Genomic DNA, 17,315 nt, shown 5'->3' with positions numbered 1-17,315 from the left:
AACGCCATACCGCTGTACGCCCTGTTTTCAATTTGTTGGCAAATTTTAGGTAGCTAAACATGCAGACCCCGCACATTCTTATCGTTGAAGACGAACTGGTCACGCGTAATACCCTCAAGAGTATTTTTGAGGCGGAAGGTTATGTGGTGTATGAGGCGACTGATGGTGCTGAAATGCATCAGGTGCTGACCGACAATGACGTTAACCTGGTCATCATGGACATCAACCTGCCCGGTAAAAACGGCCTGTTGCTGGCCCGTGAACTGCGTGAGCAGGCCAATGTCGCCCTGATGTTCCTGACCGGTCGTGACAACGAAGTCGATAAAATTCTTGGTCTGGAAATTGGCGCTGACGACTACATCACCAAACCGTTTAATCCGCGTGAGCTGACTATTCGTGCCCGCAACCTGCTGTCGCGCACCATGAATCTGGCCATGCCAGGCGAAGAGCGTCGTCAGGTAGAGAGCTACAAGTTCAACGGTTGGGAGCTGGATATCAACAGCCGCTCACTGATCAACCCGAACGGCGAGCACTATAAACTGCCACGCAGTGAGTTCCGCGCCATGCTGCACTTCTGCGAAAACCCGGGCAAAATTCAGACCCGTGCCGATCTGCTGAAAAAAATGACCGGCCGCGACCTCAAGCCACACGATCGCACCGTTGATGTCACCATTCGTCGTATTCGTAAGCATTTCGAATCAACGCCGGACACGCCAGAGATCATCGCCACCATTCATGGTGAAGGTTATCGCTTCTGCGGTGACCTGCAGGATTAAGCCCCTGTCAGACGCGGCAAATAAAAAACGCCCCTGCGGGCGTTTTTTTTGTCCTTAGCGTGACGGCATAATCAGTGCCACGGCATAATTGGCACAGCGCTAATCGCATTTTTCGGTGAGCCATCAACCACTTTATCGGAATAGGTCAGATAGACCAGGGCGTTGCGCTTTTTGTCGAAGAAGCGTACAACCTGCAGCTTCTTGAAGATCAATGAGGTGCGCTGGCGGAATACCACTTCACCCTCTGCTTTGCCCTGAGCGATTTTATCACTCAGCTCGACCGGACCCACCTGCTGACAGGAAATCGCGGCATCAGAGGTATCTTCTGCCAGACCCAGTCCGCCTTTAATACCCCCCGGTTTTCGCCCGGCTGATATAACAGGTTACATTTTTAACGTCCGGATCATCGAAAGCCTCAACGACAATCTTGTGGTCAGGCCCGAATATCTTGAATACCGTATCAACAGAGCCAATCTGTTCGGCAAACAGCGGGCTGGAAAAGGTCAGCGTGGTCAGCGCAGCGATCATAAGTCGGAATATTGTCATGGAGTTACCATTGCAAATGGAATAGATGAGAATGTAATGTACTGTTAATCGAGTTAATGACCAAACCAAAACGGGTTGAAGCCCGTACTGATTTAGCACAACCTTCCCCGGAAAACGGCCCACGTCTTTTGAGCAATGAGTGCTAATATTCTTCGAATGCGTTTAGCTGCACCACCAGAGTATGAGGATGTTTTATGGACCAAGCCGGTATCATTCGCGATTTGCTTGTCTGGCTGGAGAGCCATCTGGATCAACCCCTTTCACTGGACAATGTTGCCCAGAAAGCCGGTTACTCTAAATGGCATTTACAGAGGATGTTTAAAGACGTAACCGGACACGCAATAGGTGCCTATATTCGTGCGCGTCGTCTGTCTAAAGCCGCCGTGGCGCTGCGCCTGACCAGCCGCCCGATTCTGGACATCGCACTGCAGTATCGTTTTGATTCACAACAGACTTTTACTCGCGCATTCAAGAAGCAGTTTGCTCAGACACCGGCGTGGTATCGCCGCTCTTCCGACTGGAACTCATTCGGTATTCGTCCCCCCTATTCGCCTGGATGATGAGACGCAGCCGGAACCGGCTTTCGTCACCTTACCGGAGACGGTGCTGGTAGGACAAACCCAGAACTACACCTGTATTCTGGAGCAGATTTCCAGCTACCGCGACGAAATGCGTATTCATTTCTGGAAGCAGTTCCTGCTGGAAACCGACACGGTGCCGCCGGTACTGTATGGCCTGCATCAGGTGCGCGCCAGCCAGGACAAAGATGATGAGCAGGAGATTCTCTACACCACGGCGGTGCCTGCTGACAGCGCGGTCAACCTGCACTCCGGGCAGAACGTGATTCTGGAAGCGGGCGACTACGTGCAGTTCACCTATACCGGCCCGCGCGTCAATCTGCAGGAGTTTATTCTGCTGCTCTATGGCACCTGCATGCCGACGCTGGGGCTGACCCGCCGTCAGGGACAGGACATCGAACGCTTTTACACCGATGGCGGTAAAAAACGCGCTGAGCCACCGACCGAGATCCGTTGCGAATATCTGATTCCCATTCGCCGCCAGACCGTAGCCAGCTGACGTTAAGGCTGCCGTCATCGCGACGGCAGCCTTAAGTAAATCAGCGTTGAAGCTCGTCGAGTGCAGGCGCATCCAGATGGGAAATATCCCCCCGCCGTCTCGACAATCCAGCCTTCTGCCAGCCAGGCGCTCTGCTGATAATCAACACGTGAGAGTGAGCAGTTACGCAGACGCAGACGACGTTCCGCATAGGCGGGCAGACCGAGGATCGTGCTGACCAGCGCCCCCCAGCGCCATACCGTGACTGACGAGCAGTGGACGGCTTCCGGCAGGAAGATCAAGACAGGCATTCAGCGCGGCGTGCATGCGCGTCGCCATCTCAGTCATCGACTCCCCTTCAGGAATACGGCCCCCCTTCGGTGCCGTTGACCAGCGTGGCGCGCCACTGCTCTTCTTCCGCGGTTAAGCCATCCAGCGGACGCTTCTCCAGCACCCCCCATATTCAGCTCACGCAACCGCGGATCAAGCGTGACTGAGCAACCGCAGGCATCCGCAATAATCTCCGCGGTGCGGCGCGTACGCCCCAGATCGCTGGCAATAATGTGCGTAATGCCCAGATGTTTCACGCGCTCACCCACCTGCCAGGCTTGCTGCTCACCTTTTTCCGTCAGCGGACTGTCGGACTGACCCTGAATGCGACGCTCCGCATTCCATACCGTTTCACCGTGACGAACAAGATAGACCTGTAGCATGTTAGTTTCCGTTATACTGCGACAAAAATCGCTTTAGAGCTTACCCCATCAGGCGTCATTGTTGCAGTCAGTCTGCACACGGAGAGCGCGAAACAACCGGCGCGTACGGAAAGTACGTAAGGATTGTGAGCACTGCCCGGGTTCAGAATGACAAATCAAACAGCCCGATGGACCAGGCGCTTAATCACCTGAGGGTTCAACCAATTATGTACCATGTTGTCGCAGCCACCACCAATCCAGCGAAAATTCATGCGATTGCTCAGGCATTCAACGACGTTTTCGGCGAGGGATCCTGCCATATTGAAGGGGTCGAGGTCGATAGCGGCGTAGCAGCACAACCGTTAACCCATCTCGAAACGCGAACTGGCGCACGTCAGCGCGTGATGAATGCCCGGCAGGTCCGGCCAGAAGCGGCGTTCTGGGTAGCGATTGAGGCGGGCATTGAAGATGACAGCGCGTTTGCCTGGATGGTGGTAGAAAATCAGAAGCAGCGCGGCGAATCGCGCTCGGCCAGTTTCACCCTGCCGCCGGTGGTGCTGGCGGGTCTGCGTGAAGGGCGGGAGCTGGGCGAAGAGATGGCGCGGTTAACCGGCATCGAAAATATTAAACACCAGGGTGGCGCTATCGGGGCGTTCACAAACGGCCTGCTCAGCCGCTCCAGTGTCTATCATCAGGCACTGATTCTGGCGCTCTGCCCGTTCATCCATCCGCTTTACCAGCAGTGATCAGGCGCGTCCCAGACGCGCCTCCAGCCAGCGTTTCAGCTCCGGCGGCGCCTCTTTCAGGCTGTTCGAGCCACGTGTAATGGTCGCAATGCCAACGCCGAGCTCATTTTTCAGTTCGCGCTGGCTCATCTCGCCGTTCATTAACTCTTCGATAATCCGCAGACGGGTGCCGAACGCTTCCCGCTCGTCGGGCGTCATCATCAGTTGCATCAGTGGCAGCGCATGACCATCAGCAAAGGCCTGCTGCATCAGCACGACAAAGCGTTGCCAGCTATCTTCTGCCGGATGCGCATCGGTGGGGGGAATCAGAATGGGTCATGAAGAGGCTTCCGTACTCGCTAAAGAGTACGGAAGCTTAGCACAGCTAGTAACGGCGATTCCACTCAGCATCTGACAGGATCTTGTCAGGCTTGCCCATGAAGTGACGATAGTAGGCGTCGTACGCCAGCACATTCTTCACATAGCCACGCGTTTCAGAGAACGGGATGGTCTCGATAAACGCGACGGCATCAAGATTGCCCGCACTGGTTTTCTGCCAGCTTCGCACCCGGCCCGGCCCGGCATTGTAGGCCGCCGAGGCGAAAATCCGGTTCTGATTGAACTGCTGATAGACATATTCCAGATACTGGGTGCCGATCTGAATATTGGTTTCCGGATCGAGCAGCTGGCTGGTGTTGCTGTAGCCAGGGATGTTGTACATCTTCACGGTATGCGCCGCCGTGGCAGGCATAATCTGCATCAGACCGCTGGCGCCGACCGGTGAACGCGCTTTCGGATTCCAGGCGCTCTCCTGACGCGAAATCGCCATCGCATAGCTCGGCGGGATCTGCTTCACCGCGGTGTTGCGCTCATAGACGCTCTGCCACGCCAGCGGGAAACGCTCTTTCAGGCTGTCCCACATTTTGGCCGTGATGGTCGCCTGCACGCTGAGATCCCACCAGTCCTGCTCATTGGCGTAGCGCGCCAGCATCTGCTGCTGCGTGTGCGTGCGGCTGCCGATCAGATTGCTCCACTCGCTGCGCGCCAGGTTATCCAGTCCCCAGTACATCAGCTCGCGAACGCGGGCCAGCTCCGGTCCCTGCACCGTGGCACTGTCAGGCTTCGGCGCTTCATCCACCTGCAACGGGTAGTCAACGCCCAGCCGCTGCGCGGCCACCATTGGATAGAAGCCACGCGCCTGCATCAGTTTGCGCAGGATCTCTTCCGCTTCCTCTTTGCGATCTTTCTCAAACAGCAGATCGGCCTGCCAGTACTGCCACTCATCTTTCTCTTTGGCTTCCAGCGGCAGACGGGCGATCCAGGTGTTGAGGCCGCGTCGGTCATGCTGAGAGAGTGCCAGTCGTACCCGGCGTTCTACCAGCGCGGTAGACTCGCTGTTCATCACCACCGCATCGCGCCAGCGTGCCTGCTCAGAGGTGAGATCACTGCCCATCATGCGCCAGACCACAATCTCCTTCAGCGCCTGCTCATCCTCCGGCCCCATCTTCTGCGCCCGGACCAGGATCGGAATCAGGCTGCGGGCATTTTCCATGTCCTGCCGCGCCACACGCGTAAAGGCGTAAATCGTCGCCTGGCGGGTAAAGTCGGTTGGCCCGACGGCGCTGGCGAAGGTGCTGACCGTTAACGGGTCCTGCTGCAGGGCCTGTATCGCGTCAGACATGGTCTGATAGTCAGTTGGCAACGTTTTCGCCAGATAGCTCACCAGGCTGTCGTTGCCTGCTTTCATCGCCAGCCGGATACGCTCCAGGATCGTAATTGGCGAAATCTGACCGGACGCCTGCCAGACCGAAAAGAGCTTATCGCAGTCCGCGGGCAGCGCCGTGCCGCGCAGCCAGATCTGCTTCGCGCCGTCAAACGCGGCCTGCTGCTGACCGGTGGCCCATTTGGCGTAATACCAGTTACAGCGTGCCTGCACCGGCTTAGGTTCGGTCGGACTGAAGTTCAGCACACCCTGCCAGTCCTGTCGGTAAGCCAGCACATTAATAAAGCGGGTGCTGAGCGAACGCGCGGGTGGCAACGTTGGATACTGGCGAATAAAGTTCTGTACCGCCAGGGTGGTCTCCTGATCGAGATCCTGTGCCAGCAGGCGATATTGCAGATAAGGATAGAGCGGATAATCCTGTAGCGTGGGCAACAGCTGATCCACGGTGGCCATCTGATTGCTGTCCCAGGCCTGTTTAATTTGTTGATAACGTTGCCGTTGTTGATCAAGCGAATCGGCCCATGCGCTGCTGGCCGTGCCGGCCATGCAGATCCCTATTATCCAGTTACGCCACTTCACCACGTAAATCTCCTCTGTTGCTGGGGCCGGCGAGTTGCCAGACAGTCTTCATGCTAACCAGGCCACCGGACTCTTGCCATGTTCTTCACAAAATTTACGCACACGAAAGGTAAACGCACCGTCATCGCTCAGCGTGCGCGCCGTAATTGTGCAAATTATCATCAGAAAATCTTATCACTGCACGCATTAAACTGTTGAATCATTGCGTTAAAAAAGTGGCACAGCCTTTGCTCTGTTGAATTCCATCTTGTATACCAGCTGGAATTCTTCGTATGACTTCAACCTTTGGCCTGACGCTTCACGCCTGGCAGCAGCGCTATCAGCAGGCGCCGCAACAGATTACTTCGCTGCTGAGCGCCCACCTGGCGGCTCTCGACACGCACGATAATGCCTGGATCTATCTGGCGACACCGGAGCAGTTAGCGGCTCAGATTGAGCCACTGCTGGCGCACTATCAGCGCGATCCCGGATCGCTGCCGCTGTTTGGTGTTCCCTTCGCCGTCAAAGACAACATTGACGTGGCGGGCTGGCCGACCAGCGCCGCCTGCCCCGCCTTTACCTATACCGCCAGCGAAGACGCGGTAGCGGTCGCCCGCCTGAAAGCCGCCGGCGCGATAGTCATCGGCAAAACCAACCTCGATCAGTTCGCTACCGGCCTGGTGGGCACCCGCTCCCCGTTTGGCGCGGTCAGTAACACCTTTGATGCCGATTACGTCAGTGGCGGCTCCAGCTCCGGCTCCGCGTCGGTGCTGGCGCGCGGGCTGGTCGCCTTTTCACTGGGCACCGATACTGCGGGATCGGGCCGCGTTCCGGCGGGCTTTAACAATATTGTCGGACTGAAGCCGACCAAGGGCTGGTTCTCTGCACGCGGCGTGGTGCCCGCCTGCCGCCTCAACGACACGATTTCCGTGTTTGCGTTGACGGCAGAAGATGCCTTTAGCGTCGCCAGCGTCATGGGTGGCTATGATGCCGGTGACGCCTATTCGCGCATTAATCCGCGCACCGCCCCGGCCAGCCTGCCCGTCCATCCCCATTTTGCGGTACCTTTGAACCCGGAGTTTTTTGATGATGCCGCCGCCGAAGCCGCCTGGGACCAGGCGCTGGAGGCATTGCAGGCGGGTGGCGTGACGCTGCACCCTATCGACTTCACCCCGTTCCGGAAGCTGGCTGAACAGCTCTACTACGGTGCCTGGGTCGCCGAACGCACGGCGGCGGTGGGCGGGATGCTTGATCGCCCGGCGGAGATGGATCCGGTGGTACACGAGATTATCGCCAGTGGCCTGAAATACAGCGCAGTCGATGCCTATAAGGCGGAGTATCTGCGGGCCGAACTGACGCGTCAGATTCAGCAGACGCTGGCACAGTTTGACGCGCTGGTAGTGCCGACCTCGCCCACGATTCATACCCTGGAGGAGATGAAGCAGGAGCCGATTCACTTCAACTCGCAGTTCGGCACCTATACCAACTTTACCAACCTTGCCGACCTCGCCGCGCTGGCGCTGCCCGCACCGTTTCGCAATGACGATCTCCCGGCAGGCATTACGCTGATTGCGCCCGCCTGGCACGATCGGGCGCTGGCTGAGTTTGGCATTCGCTGGCAGCAGCAGCTTGCTCTGCCACTGGGCGCGACCGGCCAGCCCTGCCCTGCCTGGCGCACCAGCCTGCCCGCCTCCGCCGACCATGTCCGGCTGGCGGTAGTGGGCGCACATCTCACCGGAATGCCGCTTAATTTCCAGCTCACCGATCGCCATGCCGTCTGGGTGGAAGAGACGAAGACCGCGCCACACTATCGCCTGTTTGCCCTGCTGGAGGGCGCGATCAAAAAACCCGGCCTGATGCGTGACGAACAGGGCGCCGCTATCACCGTGGAGCTGTGGGATATCCCGCTGGCGCGCTTTGGTGAGTTTGTGGCCGAGATTCCCGCACCGCTGGGCATCGGCAGCCTGACGCTGGCGGATGGGCGGGTGGTGAAAGGCTTTATCTGCGAAGGCGCGGCGCTGAACAACGCGCTGGAGATTACTGAGACGGGCGGCTGGCGCAACTGGCTGGCATCACAGGGGAGTCACTGATCATGTTCACCACCGTACTGATTGCCAATCGCGGCGAAATCGCCTGCCGCGCCATTCGGACGCTGAAGCGCCTTGGCGTCAAAAGTGTCGCGGTCTATTCAGATACTGACCGCAACGCGCAGCACGTTAAGCAGGCGGATATCGCTATCGCGCTGGGCGGCGATAAAGCCAGCGACAGCTATCTGCGCATCGACAAAATTCTGGTGGCAGCTCAGCAGAGCGGCGCGCAGGCTATCTGGCCGGGCTACGGTTTTCTTTCAGAAAGCCAGCCGTTTGCCGAAGCCTGTGAAGCGGCGGGGATCGCCTTTGTCGGCCCCACCGCGCAGCAGATTGGTGAGTTCGGCCTTAAGCACCGTGCCCGTGAGCTGGCAGCCAGTGCAGGTGTACCAATGACGCCCGGCACACCGCTGCTTGCGTCGCTGGAGGAGGCGATGCAGGCGGCCGATAAGATCGGCTATCCGGTGATGCTGAAAAGCACGGCGGGCGGCGGCGGCATTGGCCTGACGCGCTGCGCCGACGCCGGTGCACTCGCCAGCGCCTGGGAGAGCGTACGCCGTCTTGGCGAGCAGTTCTTCAGTGATGCGGGCGTGTTTCTGGAGCGCTGCATCGATCGCGCCCGCCACGTAGAAGTGCAGATTTTTGGTGACGGTAACGGCACTGTGGTCGCGCTGGGTGAACGCGACTGCTCACTGCAGCGCCGCAATCAAAAGGTGGTGGAAGAGACGCCCGCGCCCGGCCTGTCTCCGGCGACGCGTGACGCCCTGCTCGCCTCGGCGGTGCGGCTCGGCGAGCGGGTAAACTACCGCAGCGCAGGCACCGTGGAGTATATCTACGACGTCGACCAGCAGGCCTTTTGCTTTCTGGAAGTGAACACCCGCCTGCAGGTGGAGCATCCGGTCACTGAGTGCGTCACCGGACTCGATCTGGTGGAGTGCATGTTGCAGGTGGCGGCGGGCGATGCGGTTGACTGGTCACGTCTGCAGCAGGCGCCGCAGGGCGCCGCCATTGAAGTGCGGCTCTATGCGGAAGATCCACTCAAGAACTTTCAGCCCAGCCCCGGCCTGCTAACCGGCGTAACTTTCCCTGACGGCGTGCGGGTCGACAGCGGCATTGAAACCGGCAGCGAGGTCTCCAGCTTCTACGATCCGATGATCGCCAAACTGATCGTGCATGCCGACACCCGCGATGCGGCGCTGGAAAAACTTCGCCATGCGCTGGATGCCACTCAGCTGCACGGCATCGCCACCAACCTCGACTATCTGCGCCAGATTACCGCCAGCGACGCGTTTCGCAGCGGCAACGTCTGGACGCGCTACCTCGACAGCGTGGTGCCTGCATCCTCCGTGGTGGAAGTGCTGCAACCCGGCACCTTCAGTTCGGTTCAGGACTATCCAGGCCGCCTCGGCTACTGGGATATCGGCGTGCCGCCTTCCGGCCCGATGGATGACTTCGCTTTCCGGCTGGCTAACCGCATCGTCGGTAATCATGACGCGGCGGCGGGGCTGGAATTTACCCTGCAGGGGCCGACGCTGCGTTTCCATTGTGATGCCATCGTGGCGCTGACCGGTGCTGACTGCGACGCCACGCTGGAGGGCGAACCGGTCAGCACCTGGCAGCCGCTGGCGGTGAAAGCGGGAGAGACTCTGGCGCTGGGACGCGCCCGGACGGGCTGCCGCAGCTATCTGGCCGTACGTAACGGCTTCGACGTGCCGGCGTATCTGGGCAGCCGCAGCACCTTTTCGCTGGGCCAGTTTGGCGGTCACGCCGGACGCACCCTGCGGGTTGCCGATATGCTGGCGATCTCCCAGCCTGAGCGGGCAGCCTGCACCACGCCTGCCCCGGTCAGCGATCCGCAGCCGCTCGATGCGGCGCTGATTCCGCACTACGGCAGCGAGTGGCGCATCGGCGTGCTCTACGGCCCGCACGGCGCACCGGATTTCTTCACCCAGGCCGCCATCGATGCATTCTTTGCCAGTGACTGGCAGGTGCACTACAACTCCAACCGCCTCGGCGTGCGGCTGGTCGGCCCGAAACCGACCTGGACCCGCGCCAACGGCGGCGAAGCGGGCCTGCATCCCTCCAACGTTCACGACTGTGAATATGCCATTGGCGCGGTCAATTTCACCGGCGACTTCCCGGTGATCCTGACGCACGACGGCCCGAGTCTCGGCGGCTTTGTCTGTCCGGTGACCATCGCCAAAGCCGAGCTGTGGAAAGTGGGCCAGGTTAAACCTGGCGACACCATCCGCTTCCACCCCATCACCGCAGACGATGCGCTGGCGCGGGAAAAAGCGCAGATGCATCTGATTGAGGCATTGCGGCCTGAGCATCCGCCCACGTTTGCCGTGCCGTCACTGGCCGAAACTGCCCACGGCTCCGCCACGATCCTGGCCGCTCTGGAGGCCACCGCCAGCACGCCGAAAGTGGTCTATCGCCAGGCGGGCGACAAATATGTGCTGATTGAGTATGGCGACAATGTGCTGGATCTGGCGCTGCGTCTGCGTGTCCATCTGCTGATGAATGCGCTGACGGCGCAGGCGGAGCCCGGAGTAGAGGAGCTGTCGCCTGGCGTGCGTTCGCTGCAGGTGCGCTACGACAGCCGCATCATTAACCAGTCCCGGCTGATGTCGCTGCTGCTGGCGCTGGAAGCGACGCTGGGCGACGTCAGCACGCTGAAAGTGCCCTCCCGCGTAGTGTGGATGCCGATGGCATTTGAAGACAGCGCCACGCTGGGTGCCGTCAGCCGCTATCAGGAGACGGTGCGCGCCAGCGCCCCCTGGCTGCCCAACAACGTGGACTTTATCCAGCGGATTAATGGCTTAAGCAGCCGCGATGAGGTGCGCGATACCCTGTTCAACGCCAGCTATCTGGTGCTGGGGCTGGGCGACGTCTACCTTGGCGCGCCCTGTGCCGTTCCGATCGATCCACGCCATCGCCTGCTGAGTTCCAAATACAGTCCGGCGCGCACTTTCACCGCCGAAGGCACCGTAGGGATCGGCGGCATGTACATGTGCATCTACGGCATGGATTCGCCCGGCGGCTATCAGCTGGTGGGCCGCACGCTGCCCATCTGGAACACCTTCCTGAAAAACCCGCAGTTCGCTACCGATGCGCCGTGGCTGCTGCGCTTCTTCGATCAGGTGCGCTTTTATCCGGTGAGTGAAACCGAACTGACCCAGCTGCGCGAAGATTTCCGCGAAGGCCGCGCCAGCCTGCGTATTGAAGAGACGCAGTTTGATTTTGCCGCCCACCAGCAGTTCCTCGCCGACCACGCCGCTGAAATTGCAGCGTTCCGCCAGCGCCAGGCCGCCGCCTTTGAACAGGAAGTGCAGCTATGGGCGCAGGAGGAGCAGAACGCGCCGCCGGAGGATGAAACGCGCGCCAGCGTCAGCGAAGAGGAGGAGAACGGGCTGGCGGTGCAGGCGGATCTCAATGGCAACATCTGGAAAGTGCTGGTGCAGCCGGGCGACGAGGTCAGCGCCGGGCAGACGCTGATTATCGTAGAGGCGATGAAGATGGAGCTGGCGATAGTCGCCCCGCAGGCCGGTCGTGTGACGCGGATTGCCTGCCAGACGGGCCGTCCGGTCAGTCCTGGCGATAACCTGCTGTGGCTGGAATAAGGAGCGGTAATGACAACGCAACCCCACTCCCCTAAAGCCCGCCCGGAAGCGCTGGCGGAACGGGTTTATCAGGCGCTGAAGGACGATATCTTCGCCTTTCGCCTGATGCCCGGCGATCGCTTCAGCGAAAGCGAAATCGCCGGACGAATGGCGGTCAGCCGCACCCCGGTCCGTCAGGCGCTGTTCCGGCTGGAACGCGAAGGCTTTGTCGACGTCTGGTTTCGCAGCGGCTGGCAGATTAAGAACTTCGATTTCGCCTGGTTCGAATCGCTGTATGACCTGCGCACCGTGCTGGAGTGCGAGGCGGTCAAACGCCTCTGCGCCCTGCCCGCGCCGCAGTGTGCCGCGCTGTTAAACGAACTGAACCAGTTCTGGTGCGAGGCGGAGGCGCTTACAGAGGGCCTGGTGGTATCGCAGCATGACGAAGCGTTTCACATGACGCTGGTGGCGGCAGCGGGTAACCCGGAGATGGCACGCATTCACGCCGAACTCACCGAGAAGATACGCATTATCCGCCGGCTCGACTTCACTCGTGACGATCGCATCTGTGCCACTTATCAGGAACATGCACAGATTTTACAGGCGATTTTTCAGCAGCAGACCGCCGGGGCGCAACGCATCCTGACCGATCACATCGCCGTAAGTAAGGCGGAGGTCAGAAAGATCACGCTGCACCGCCTTCAGCAGGCCCGGCTCCAGCTCACCGAATAACACAACAACTACTCAGGGGTTTCAGATGATGAAAAGACGTTCGTTGATCAAGGCTTTCGCCCTCTCCGCCACCGTTGTCAGCATGGGGTTCGCCTGGAGTGTGCAGGCGGCTGACACCATCAAAGTGGGGATCATGCATTCGCTCTCCGGCACCATGGCGATTTCGGAAACGCCGCTGAAGGATGTGGCGCTGATGACCATTGATGAGATCAACGCCAAAGGAGGCGTGCTGGGGAAAAAGCTGGAGCCGGTGGTGGTCGATCCCGCCTCTAACTGGCCGCTGTTTGCCGAGAAGGCGCGGCAGCTGCTGACTCAGGATAAGGCGGCGGTGGTGTTTGGCTGCTGGACCTCGGTGTCGCGCAAATCGGTGCTGCCGGTGTTTGAAGAGCTGAACGGCCTGCTGTTCTATCCGGTGCAGTATGAAGGGGAAGAGATGTCACCCAACGTCTTCTATACCGGCGCTGCGCCTAACCAGCAGGCGATTCCGGCCGTGGAGTATCTGATGAGCGAAGATGGCGGCAGCGCGAAACGCTTCTTCCTGCTTGGCACCGACTATGTCTATCCGCGTACTACCAACAAGATCCTGCGCGCCTTCCTGCACAGCAAAGGCGTGGCGGATAAAGATATCGAAGAGGTCTACACGCCGTTTGGTTACAGCGACTACCAGACCATTGTCTCCAACATCAAAAAGTTTGCGGCTGGCGGCAAAACGGCGGTGGTGTCGACCATCAACGGCGACTCCAACGTGCCGTTCTACAAAGAGCTGGCGAACCAGGGGATTAAAGCCACTGACATTCCGGTGGTCGCCTTCTCGGTGGGCGAAGAGGAGCTGCGCGGCATCGACACCAAACCGCTGGTGGGTCAGTTAGCCGCCTGGAACTATTTCGAGTCTATCGATAATCCGACCAACGCGAAGTTTGTCGCCGACTACCGCGCATATGCCAAAGCACATAACCTGCCGAACGCCGCCACCGTCGTCACCAACGACCCGATGGAAGCGACCTATGTTGGCATTCATATGTGGGCGCAGGCGGTGGAAAAAGCAGGCACCACGGATGTGGACAAAGTGCGGGCGGCGATGGCCGGTCAGACCTTTAAAGCGCCGGATGGCTTTACCCTGACCATGGATCAGACCAACCATCATCTGCATAAGCCGGTCATGATTGGTGAAGTGGAAGAGAACGGCCAGTTCAGCGTGGTGTGGCAGACCGATCAGCCGGTACGCGCGCAGCCGTGGAGCCCGTACATTGCCGGTAACGACAAAAAACCCGATCACCCGGTGAAGACCGCGCAGTAATCGCGCGTTGCTGATAGATACGCAGCGTCACCCGCTGTGAAGCGGCAGCACGGCACCCCGCCGTGCTGCCCTCCCCTGACGAGGCTCCTTTTATGAATCTATGTCGCTGCTTTTTCAGCCTGCTGCTGCTGATGCCGCTGTTGGCCAGTGCCGGACCGGCGGCTGACTTTGCCGCCGCCAGCCGCAGTCAGCAGGCCACGCTGCTGCAACAGTGGGCCGCCGCACCGGACAGCCATCGCCTGCCGCTGCTGGAAGCGCTGCATGCCGAAACGGTGGTCATCGACCAGAATAAACAGCCGTTCAGCCAGCAGGGATCCACGCTGCAGCCGCTGGATGCGGTGGCGCAGCCCACGGGCAACCTGAAAAAGCTGTTTATGAACAATCGTCTGCGCGTGCTGGTTAACAACGCGCTGGCCGCCCACCAGCTGGTGAGCACTGATACGGCCCTGCGTCTGCGTGCAGCGCAGCAGCTGCAAAGTGAGGGCGTTGCCGACCAGCTGCCGCTGCTGGAGCAGCGTTTTGCCGCCGAGCAGGACAGCCGGGTTCATGCCGCACTGGCACTGGCGCTGGCGAATCTGCAACTGGCGGATGGCGAGCCGATGGTGCGCCTGCGGGCGGTGAAACTGCTGGGTGAGTCCAGCGATCCCAATACGCAGGCCAGCCTGCAACGCCTGACCCAGCCCGCGAATGAGCCGGACGCCACGGTACGGGCCGCCGCGGCGGAAAGTCTGCAACAGATTCAGAAACGGCTGATGTGGGGCGATCTGCTGGGGCAGGCCTTCAGCGGCCTGTCGCTGGGTTCCATCCTGCTGCTGGCCGCGCTGGGTCTGGCGATCACCTATGGCCTGCTCGGGGTGATCAACATGGCGCACGGTGAAATGCTGATGCTCGGTGCTTACGCCACCTGGTGGGTACAGAGCCTGTTTCAGCAGTTTGCGCCGCACTATTTAGCCTGGTATCCGCTGCTGGCGCTGCCGGTCGCCTTTCTGGTCACCGCCGCCATCGGCATGGCGCTGGAACGCACGGTGATCCGCCATCTCTATGGCCGTCCGCTGGAGACGCTGCTCGCCACCTGGGGGGATCAGCCTGATGCTGATCCAGCTGGTGCGGGTGCTGTTCGGGGCGCAAAACCTGGAGGTGGCGAATCCGGCGTGGCTTTCGGGTGGCTTGCAGTTGCTGCCCAATCTGGTGCTGCCGTGGAACCGCATCGCGGTGATCCTGTTTGTGGTGTTTGTGCTGGCGCTCACCTGGCTGCTGCTGAACCGGACCCGCCTTGGCATGAACGTGCGCGCCGTGACCCAGAACCGCGCCATGGCGGATTGCTGCGGCGTGCCGACCGGCCGCGTCGATATGCTGGCGTTTGGGCTCGGCTCGGGCATTGCCGGGCTGGGCGGCGTGGCGCTGTCGCAGCTCGGTAACGTCGGACCGGAGCTGGGCCAGGGCTACATTATCGACTCGTTCCTGGTAGTGGTGCTGGGTGGCGTCGGTCAGCTGGCGGGCACCGTGGTTGCCGCGTTCAGCCTGGGCATTCTCAACAAAGTGCTGGAGCCGCAGATTGGCGCCGTGCTGGGCAAGATCCTGATTCTGGTGATTATCGTGCTGTTTATTCAGAAACGTCCGCAGGGGCTGTTTGCGGTAAAAGGAAGGGTGACTGACTGATGACGCAACCCATCACGCTTCGCGTGGCGCGCACCGCGCCGCGCCTGACCATCAGCATTGGCCTGGCAATTACCGTGGCGCTCCTGGTGATGCCGTTTCTGGCCCTGCTGCCCGCTACGCATCCGCTGGCGATCTCCACCTATACCCTGACGCTGGTCGGCAAAATCCTCTGCTACGCGGTGGTCGCGGTGGCGCTGGATCTGGTGTGGGGCTACGCCGGACTGCTGTCGCTGGGCCACGGCCTCTTTTTCGCCCTGGGTGGATACGCCATGGGCATGTATCTGATGCGCCAGGCCGCAGGCGAGGGTTTACCCGCCTTTATGTCCTTTCTCTCCTGGCGTGAACTGCCCTGGTTCTGGACCGGCACCGACTATTTCGTCTGGGCGCTCTGCCTGAGCATGCTGGTGCCGGGCCTGCTGGCGCTGATTTTTGGCTTTTTTTGCCTTTCGCTCGAAGATCAAAGGCGTCTACTTCTCCATCATGACCCAGGCGCTGACCTACGCCGGGATGCTGCTGTTCTTCCGCAACGAAACCGGTTTTGGCGGCAACAATGGCTTTACCGGCTTTACCACCCTGCTCGGCTTTTCGGTGACGGCAACCCCCACCCGTATCGGGCTGTTTATCGCCACGGTGCTGCTGCTGCTGCTGAGCCTGGCGATCGGCTTCGCCCTGGCGCGCAGCAAATTTGGCCGGGTGCTGACTGCGGTGCGGGATGCGGAGAACCGCCTGATGTTCTGTGGTTACGACCCGCGCGGTTTCAAGCTGTTTGTCTGGACGCTCTCCGCTGTGCTGTGCGGCCTGGCCGGGGCGCTCTATGTGCCGCAGGTCGGCATTATCAATCCGGGTGAGATGTCACCGGCCAACTCGATTGAAGCGGCAATCTGGGTGGCGCTGGGCGGACGCGGCACGCTGATAGGCCCGCTGCTGGGCGCGGCGATTGTGAACGGCGCACGCAGCTTCTTCACCGTCGCCTTTCCCGAATACTGGCTCTTTTTCCTGGGGCTGATGTTTATCCTGGTCACGCTGTTTCTGCCGCACGGCGTGATTGGCCTGCTGCGCCGGAGGAAAAAATGAGTGATGTCCTGTTTACCCAAACTCAGCTGGCGGATCGCCATCGGGTGCAGCGCGATCCGGTGCTACAACTGGAGAAGATCAGCGTGTCGTTTGAAGGCTTCCGGGCGCTGACCGATCTTTCGCTGCAGATCGGCGTCGGGGAACTGCGCTGCGTGATCGGCCCCAACGGCGCGGGCAAAACCACGCTGATGGATGTGATCACCGGCAAAACCCGGCCCGATGCCGGCCGGGTGATCTACGACCAGGACAGCGATCTGACCCGTCTCTCACCGGTTGAGATTGCCCGCGCCGGGATCGGCCGCAAGTTCCAGAAGCCCACGGTGTTTGAGGCGTTAACCGTGTTCGAAAATCTGGAGATCGCGCTTAAAGCCGATAAATCGGTCTGGGCCAGCCTGCGCGCCCGCCTCAGCGGCGAACAGCGTGACCGCATTGATGAGGTGCTGAAACTGCTGCGGCTGGGCGGCGAACGCCAGCGTCGCGCGGGCCTGCTGTCGCATGGCCAGAAGCAGTTTCTGGAGATCGGCATGCTGCTGGTGCAGGAGCCGCATCTGCTGCTGCTGGATGAACCGGCCGCGGGCATGACCGATGCCGAAACGGACTACACCGCCGAGCTGTTCCGCAGCCTGGCGGGCAAGCATTCGCTGATGGTGGTGGAGCATGACATAGGCTTTGTCGAAACCATTGCCGACCACGTGACGGTGCTGCATCAGGGTCAGGTGCTGGCCGAGGGTTCGCTGCGCGACGTGCAGGCCAACGAGCAGGTTATCGACGTTTATCTGGGGCGCTAA

Annotated in this window: 9 protein-coding genes and 5 pseudogenes; 10 read left to right on the top strand and 4 right to left on the bottom strand. The window is 60.2% G+C overall.

Annotation, left to right across the window (positions count from 1 at the left end; all coding sequences use genetic code 11):
* Positions 1 to 59 precede the first annotated feature (59 nt).
* Positions 60 to 776, top strand: a complete 717-nt coding sequence (gene arcA / locus JNO11_RS02365) for a two-component system response regulator ArcA (RefSeq protein ID WP_010253677.1) — start codon at positions 60 to 62, stop codon at positions 774 to 776.
* Between the two features lie 71 nt (positions 777 to 847).
* On the opposite strand, the pseudogene creA reads toward arcA, so the two are convergent.
* Positions 848 to 1,322: pseudogene (gene creA / locus JNO11_RS02360) on the bottom strand (protein CreA).
* 194 nt (positions 1,323 to 1,516) lie between these two features.
* On the opposite strand from creA, the pseudogene robA reads away from it, so the two are divergent.
* Positions 1,517 to 2,399, top strand: a pseudogene (robA, locus tag JNO11_RS02355) (MDR efflux pump AcrAB transcriptional activator RobA).
* A gap of 40 nt (positions 2,400 to 2,439) precedes the next feature.
* On the opposite strand, the pseudogene gpmB reads toward robA, so the two are convergent.
* A pseudogene (gene gpmB / locus JNO11_RS02350) lies at positions 2,440 to 3,091 on the bottom strand (2,3-diphosphoglycerate-dependent phosphoglycerate mutase GpmB).
* 206 nt (positions 3,092 to 3,297) lie between these two features.
* Between gpmB and yjjX the strand changes: the two are divergent.
* On the top strand, positions 3,298 to 3,816 hold the full coding sequence (yjjX, locus tag JNO11_RS02345; protein WP_010253660.1) for an inosine/xanthosine triphosphatase: 519 nt from the start codon (positions 3,298 to 3,300) through the stop codon (positions 3,814 to 3,816).
* Here the strand turns inward: yjjX and trpR are convergent, their stop codons facing one another.
* Positions 3,817 to 4,065, bottom strand: a complete 249-nt coding sequence (gene trpR / locus JNO11_RS02340; protein ID WP_325177638.1) for a trp operon repressor — start codon at positions 4,063 to 4,065, stop codon at positions 3,817 to 3,819. It lies immediately after the preceding gene.
* A 115-nt stretch (positions 4,066 to 4,180) separates the two neighbouring features.
* The gene (gene sltY, locus JNO11_RS02335) at positions 4,181 to 6,100 is read right to left on the bottom strand and encodes a murein transglycosylase (protein WP_033756501.1); all 1,920 of its coding nucleotides are present in this window, start codon (positions 6,098 to 6,100) and stop codon (positions 4,181 to 4,183) included.
* A 269-nt stretch (positions 6,101 to 6,369) separates the two neighbouring features.
* On the opposite strand from sltY, the gene atzF reads away from it, so the two are divergent.
* The 7 genes and pseudogenes from atzF to urtD all read left to right on the top strand — a co-directional run bounded on the left by atzF (position 6,370) and on the right by urtD (position 17,315).
* Entirely contained in the window at positions 6,370 to 8,166 is a 1,797-nt protein-coding gene (atzF, locus tag JNO11_RS02330; protein WP_132499291.1) for an allophanate hydrolase, read from the top strand.
* Positions 8,167 to 8,168: 2 nt separating this feature from the next.
* Positions 8,169 to 11,786, top strand: coding sequence for an urea carboxylase (uca, locus tag JNO11_RS02325; RefSeq protein ID WP_325176898.1), 3,618 nt, complete (start codon positions 8,169 to 8,171; stop codon positions 11,784 to 11,786).
* 9 nt (positions 11,787 to 11,795) lie between these two features.
* Positions 11,796 to 12,497 (top strand): GntR family transcriptional regulator, encoded by a 702-nt coding sequence (locus tag JNO11_RS02320; protein WP_010253646.1) that lies wholly within the window; start codon positions 11,796 to 11,798, stop codon positions 12,495 to 12,497.
* Positions 12,498 to 12,525: 28 nt separating this feature from the next.
* A complete protein-coding gene (gene urtA / locus JNO11_RS02315; protein WP_033756912.1) occupies positions 12,526 to 13,794 on the top strand; it encodes an urea ABC transporter substrate-binding protein in 1,269 nt (422 codons plus the stop codon).
* Positions 13,795 to 13,886: 92 nt separating this feature from the next.
* Positions 13,887 to 15,453, top strand: a pseudogene (gene urtB, locus JNO11_RS02310) (urea ABC transporter permease subunit UrtB).
* A pseudogene (gene urtC, locus JNO11_RS02305) lies at positions 15,453 to 16,527 on the top strand (urea ABC transporter permease subunit UrtC). The pseudogenes urtB and urtC overlap by 1 nt, the downstream one beginning before the upstream one ends.
* Positions 16,524 to 17,315, top strand: a complete 792-nt coding sequence (gene urtD / locus JNO11_RS02300) for an urea ABC transporter ATP-binding protein UrtD (protein ID WP_325176897.1) — start codon at positions 16,524 to 16,526, stop codon at positions 17,313 to 17,315. Before urtC ends, urtD begins: the two are co-directional and overlap by 4 nt.

It is taken from the genome of Pantoea sp. 1B4 (assembly GCF_016925765.1).
GTDB classification, from domain to species: Bacteria; Pseudomonadota; Gammaproteobacteria; order Enterobacterales; family Enterobacteriaceae; genus Pantoea; species Pantoea agglomerans.
The sequence above is the reverse complement of the archived record's forward strand: the minus strand, read 5'-3'. Positions and strand labels throughout refer to the sequence as shown.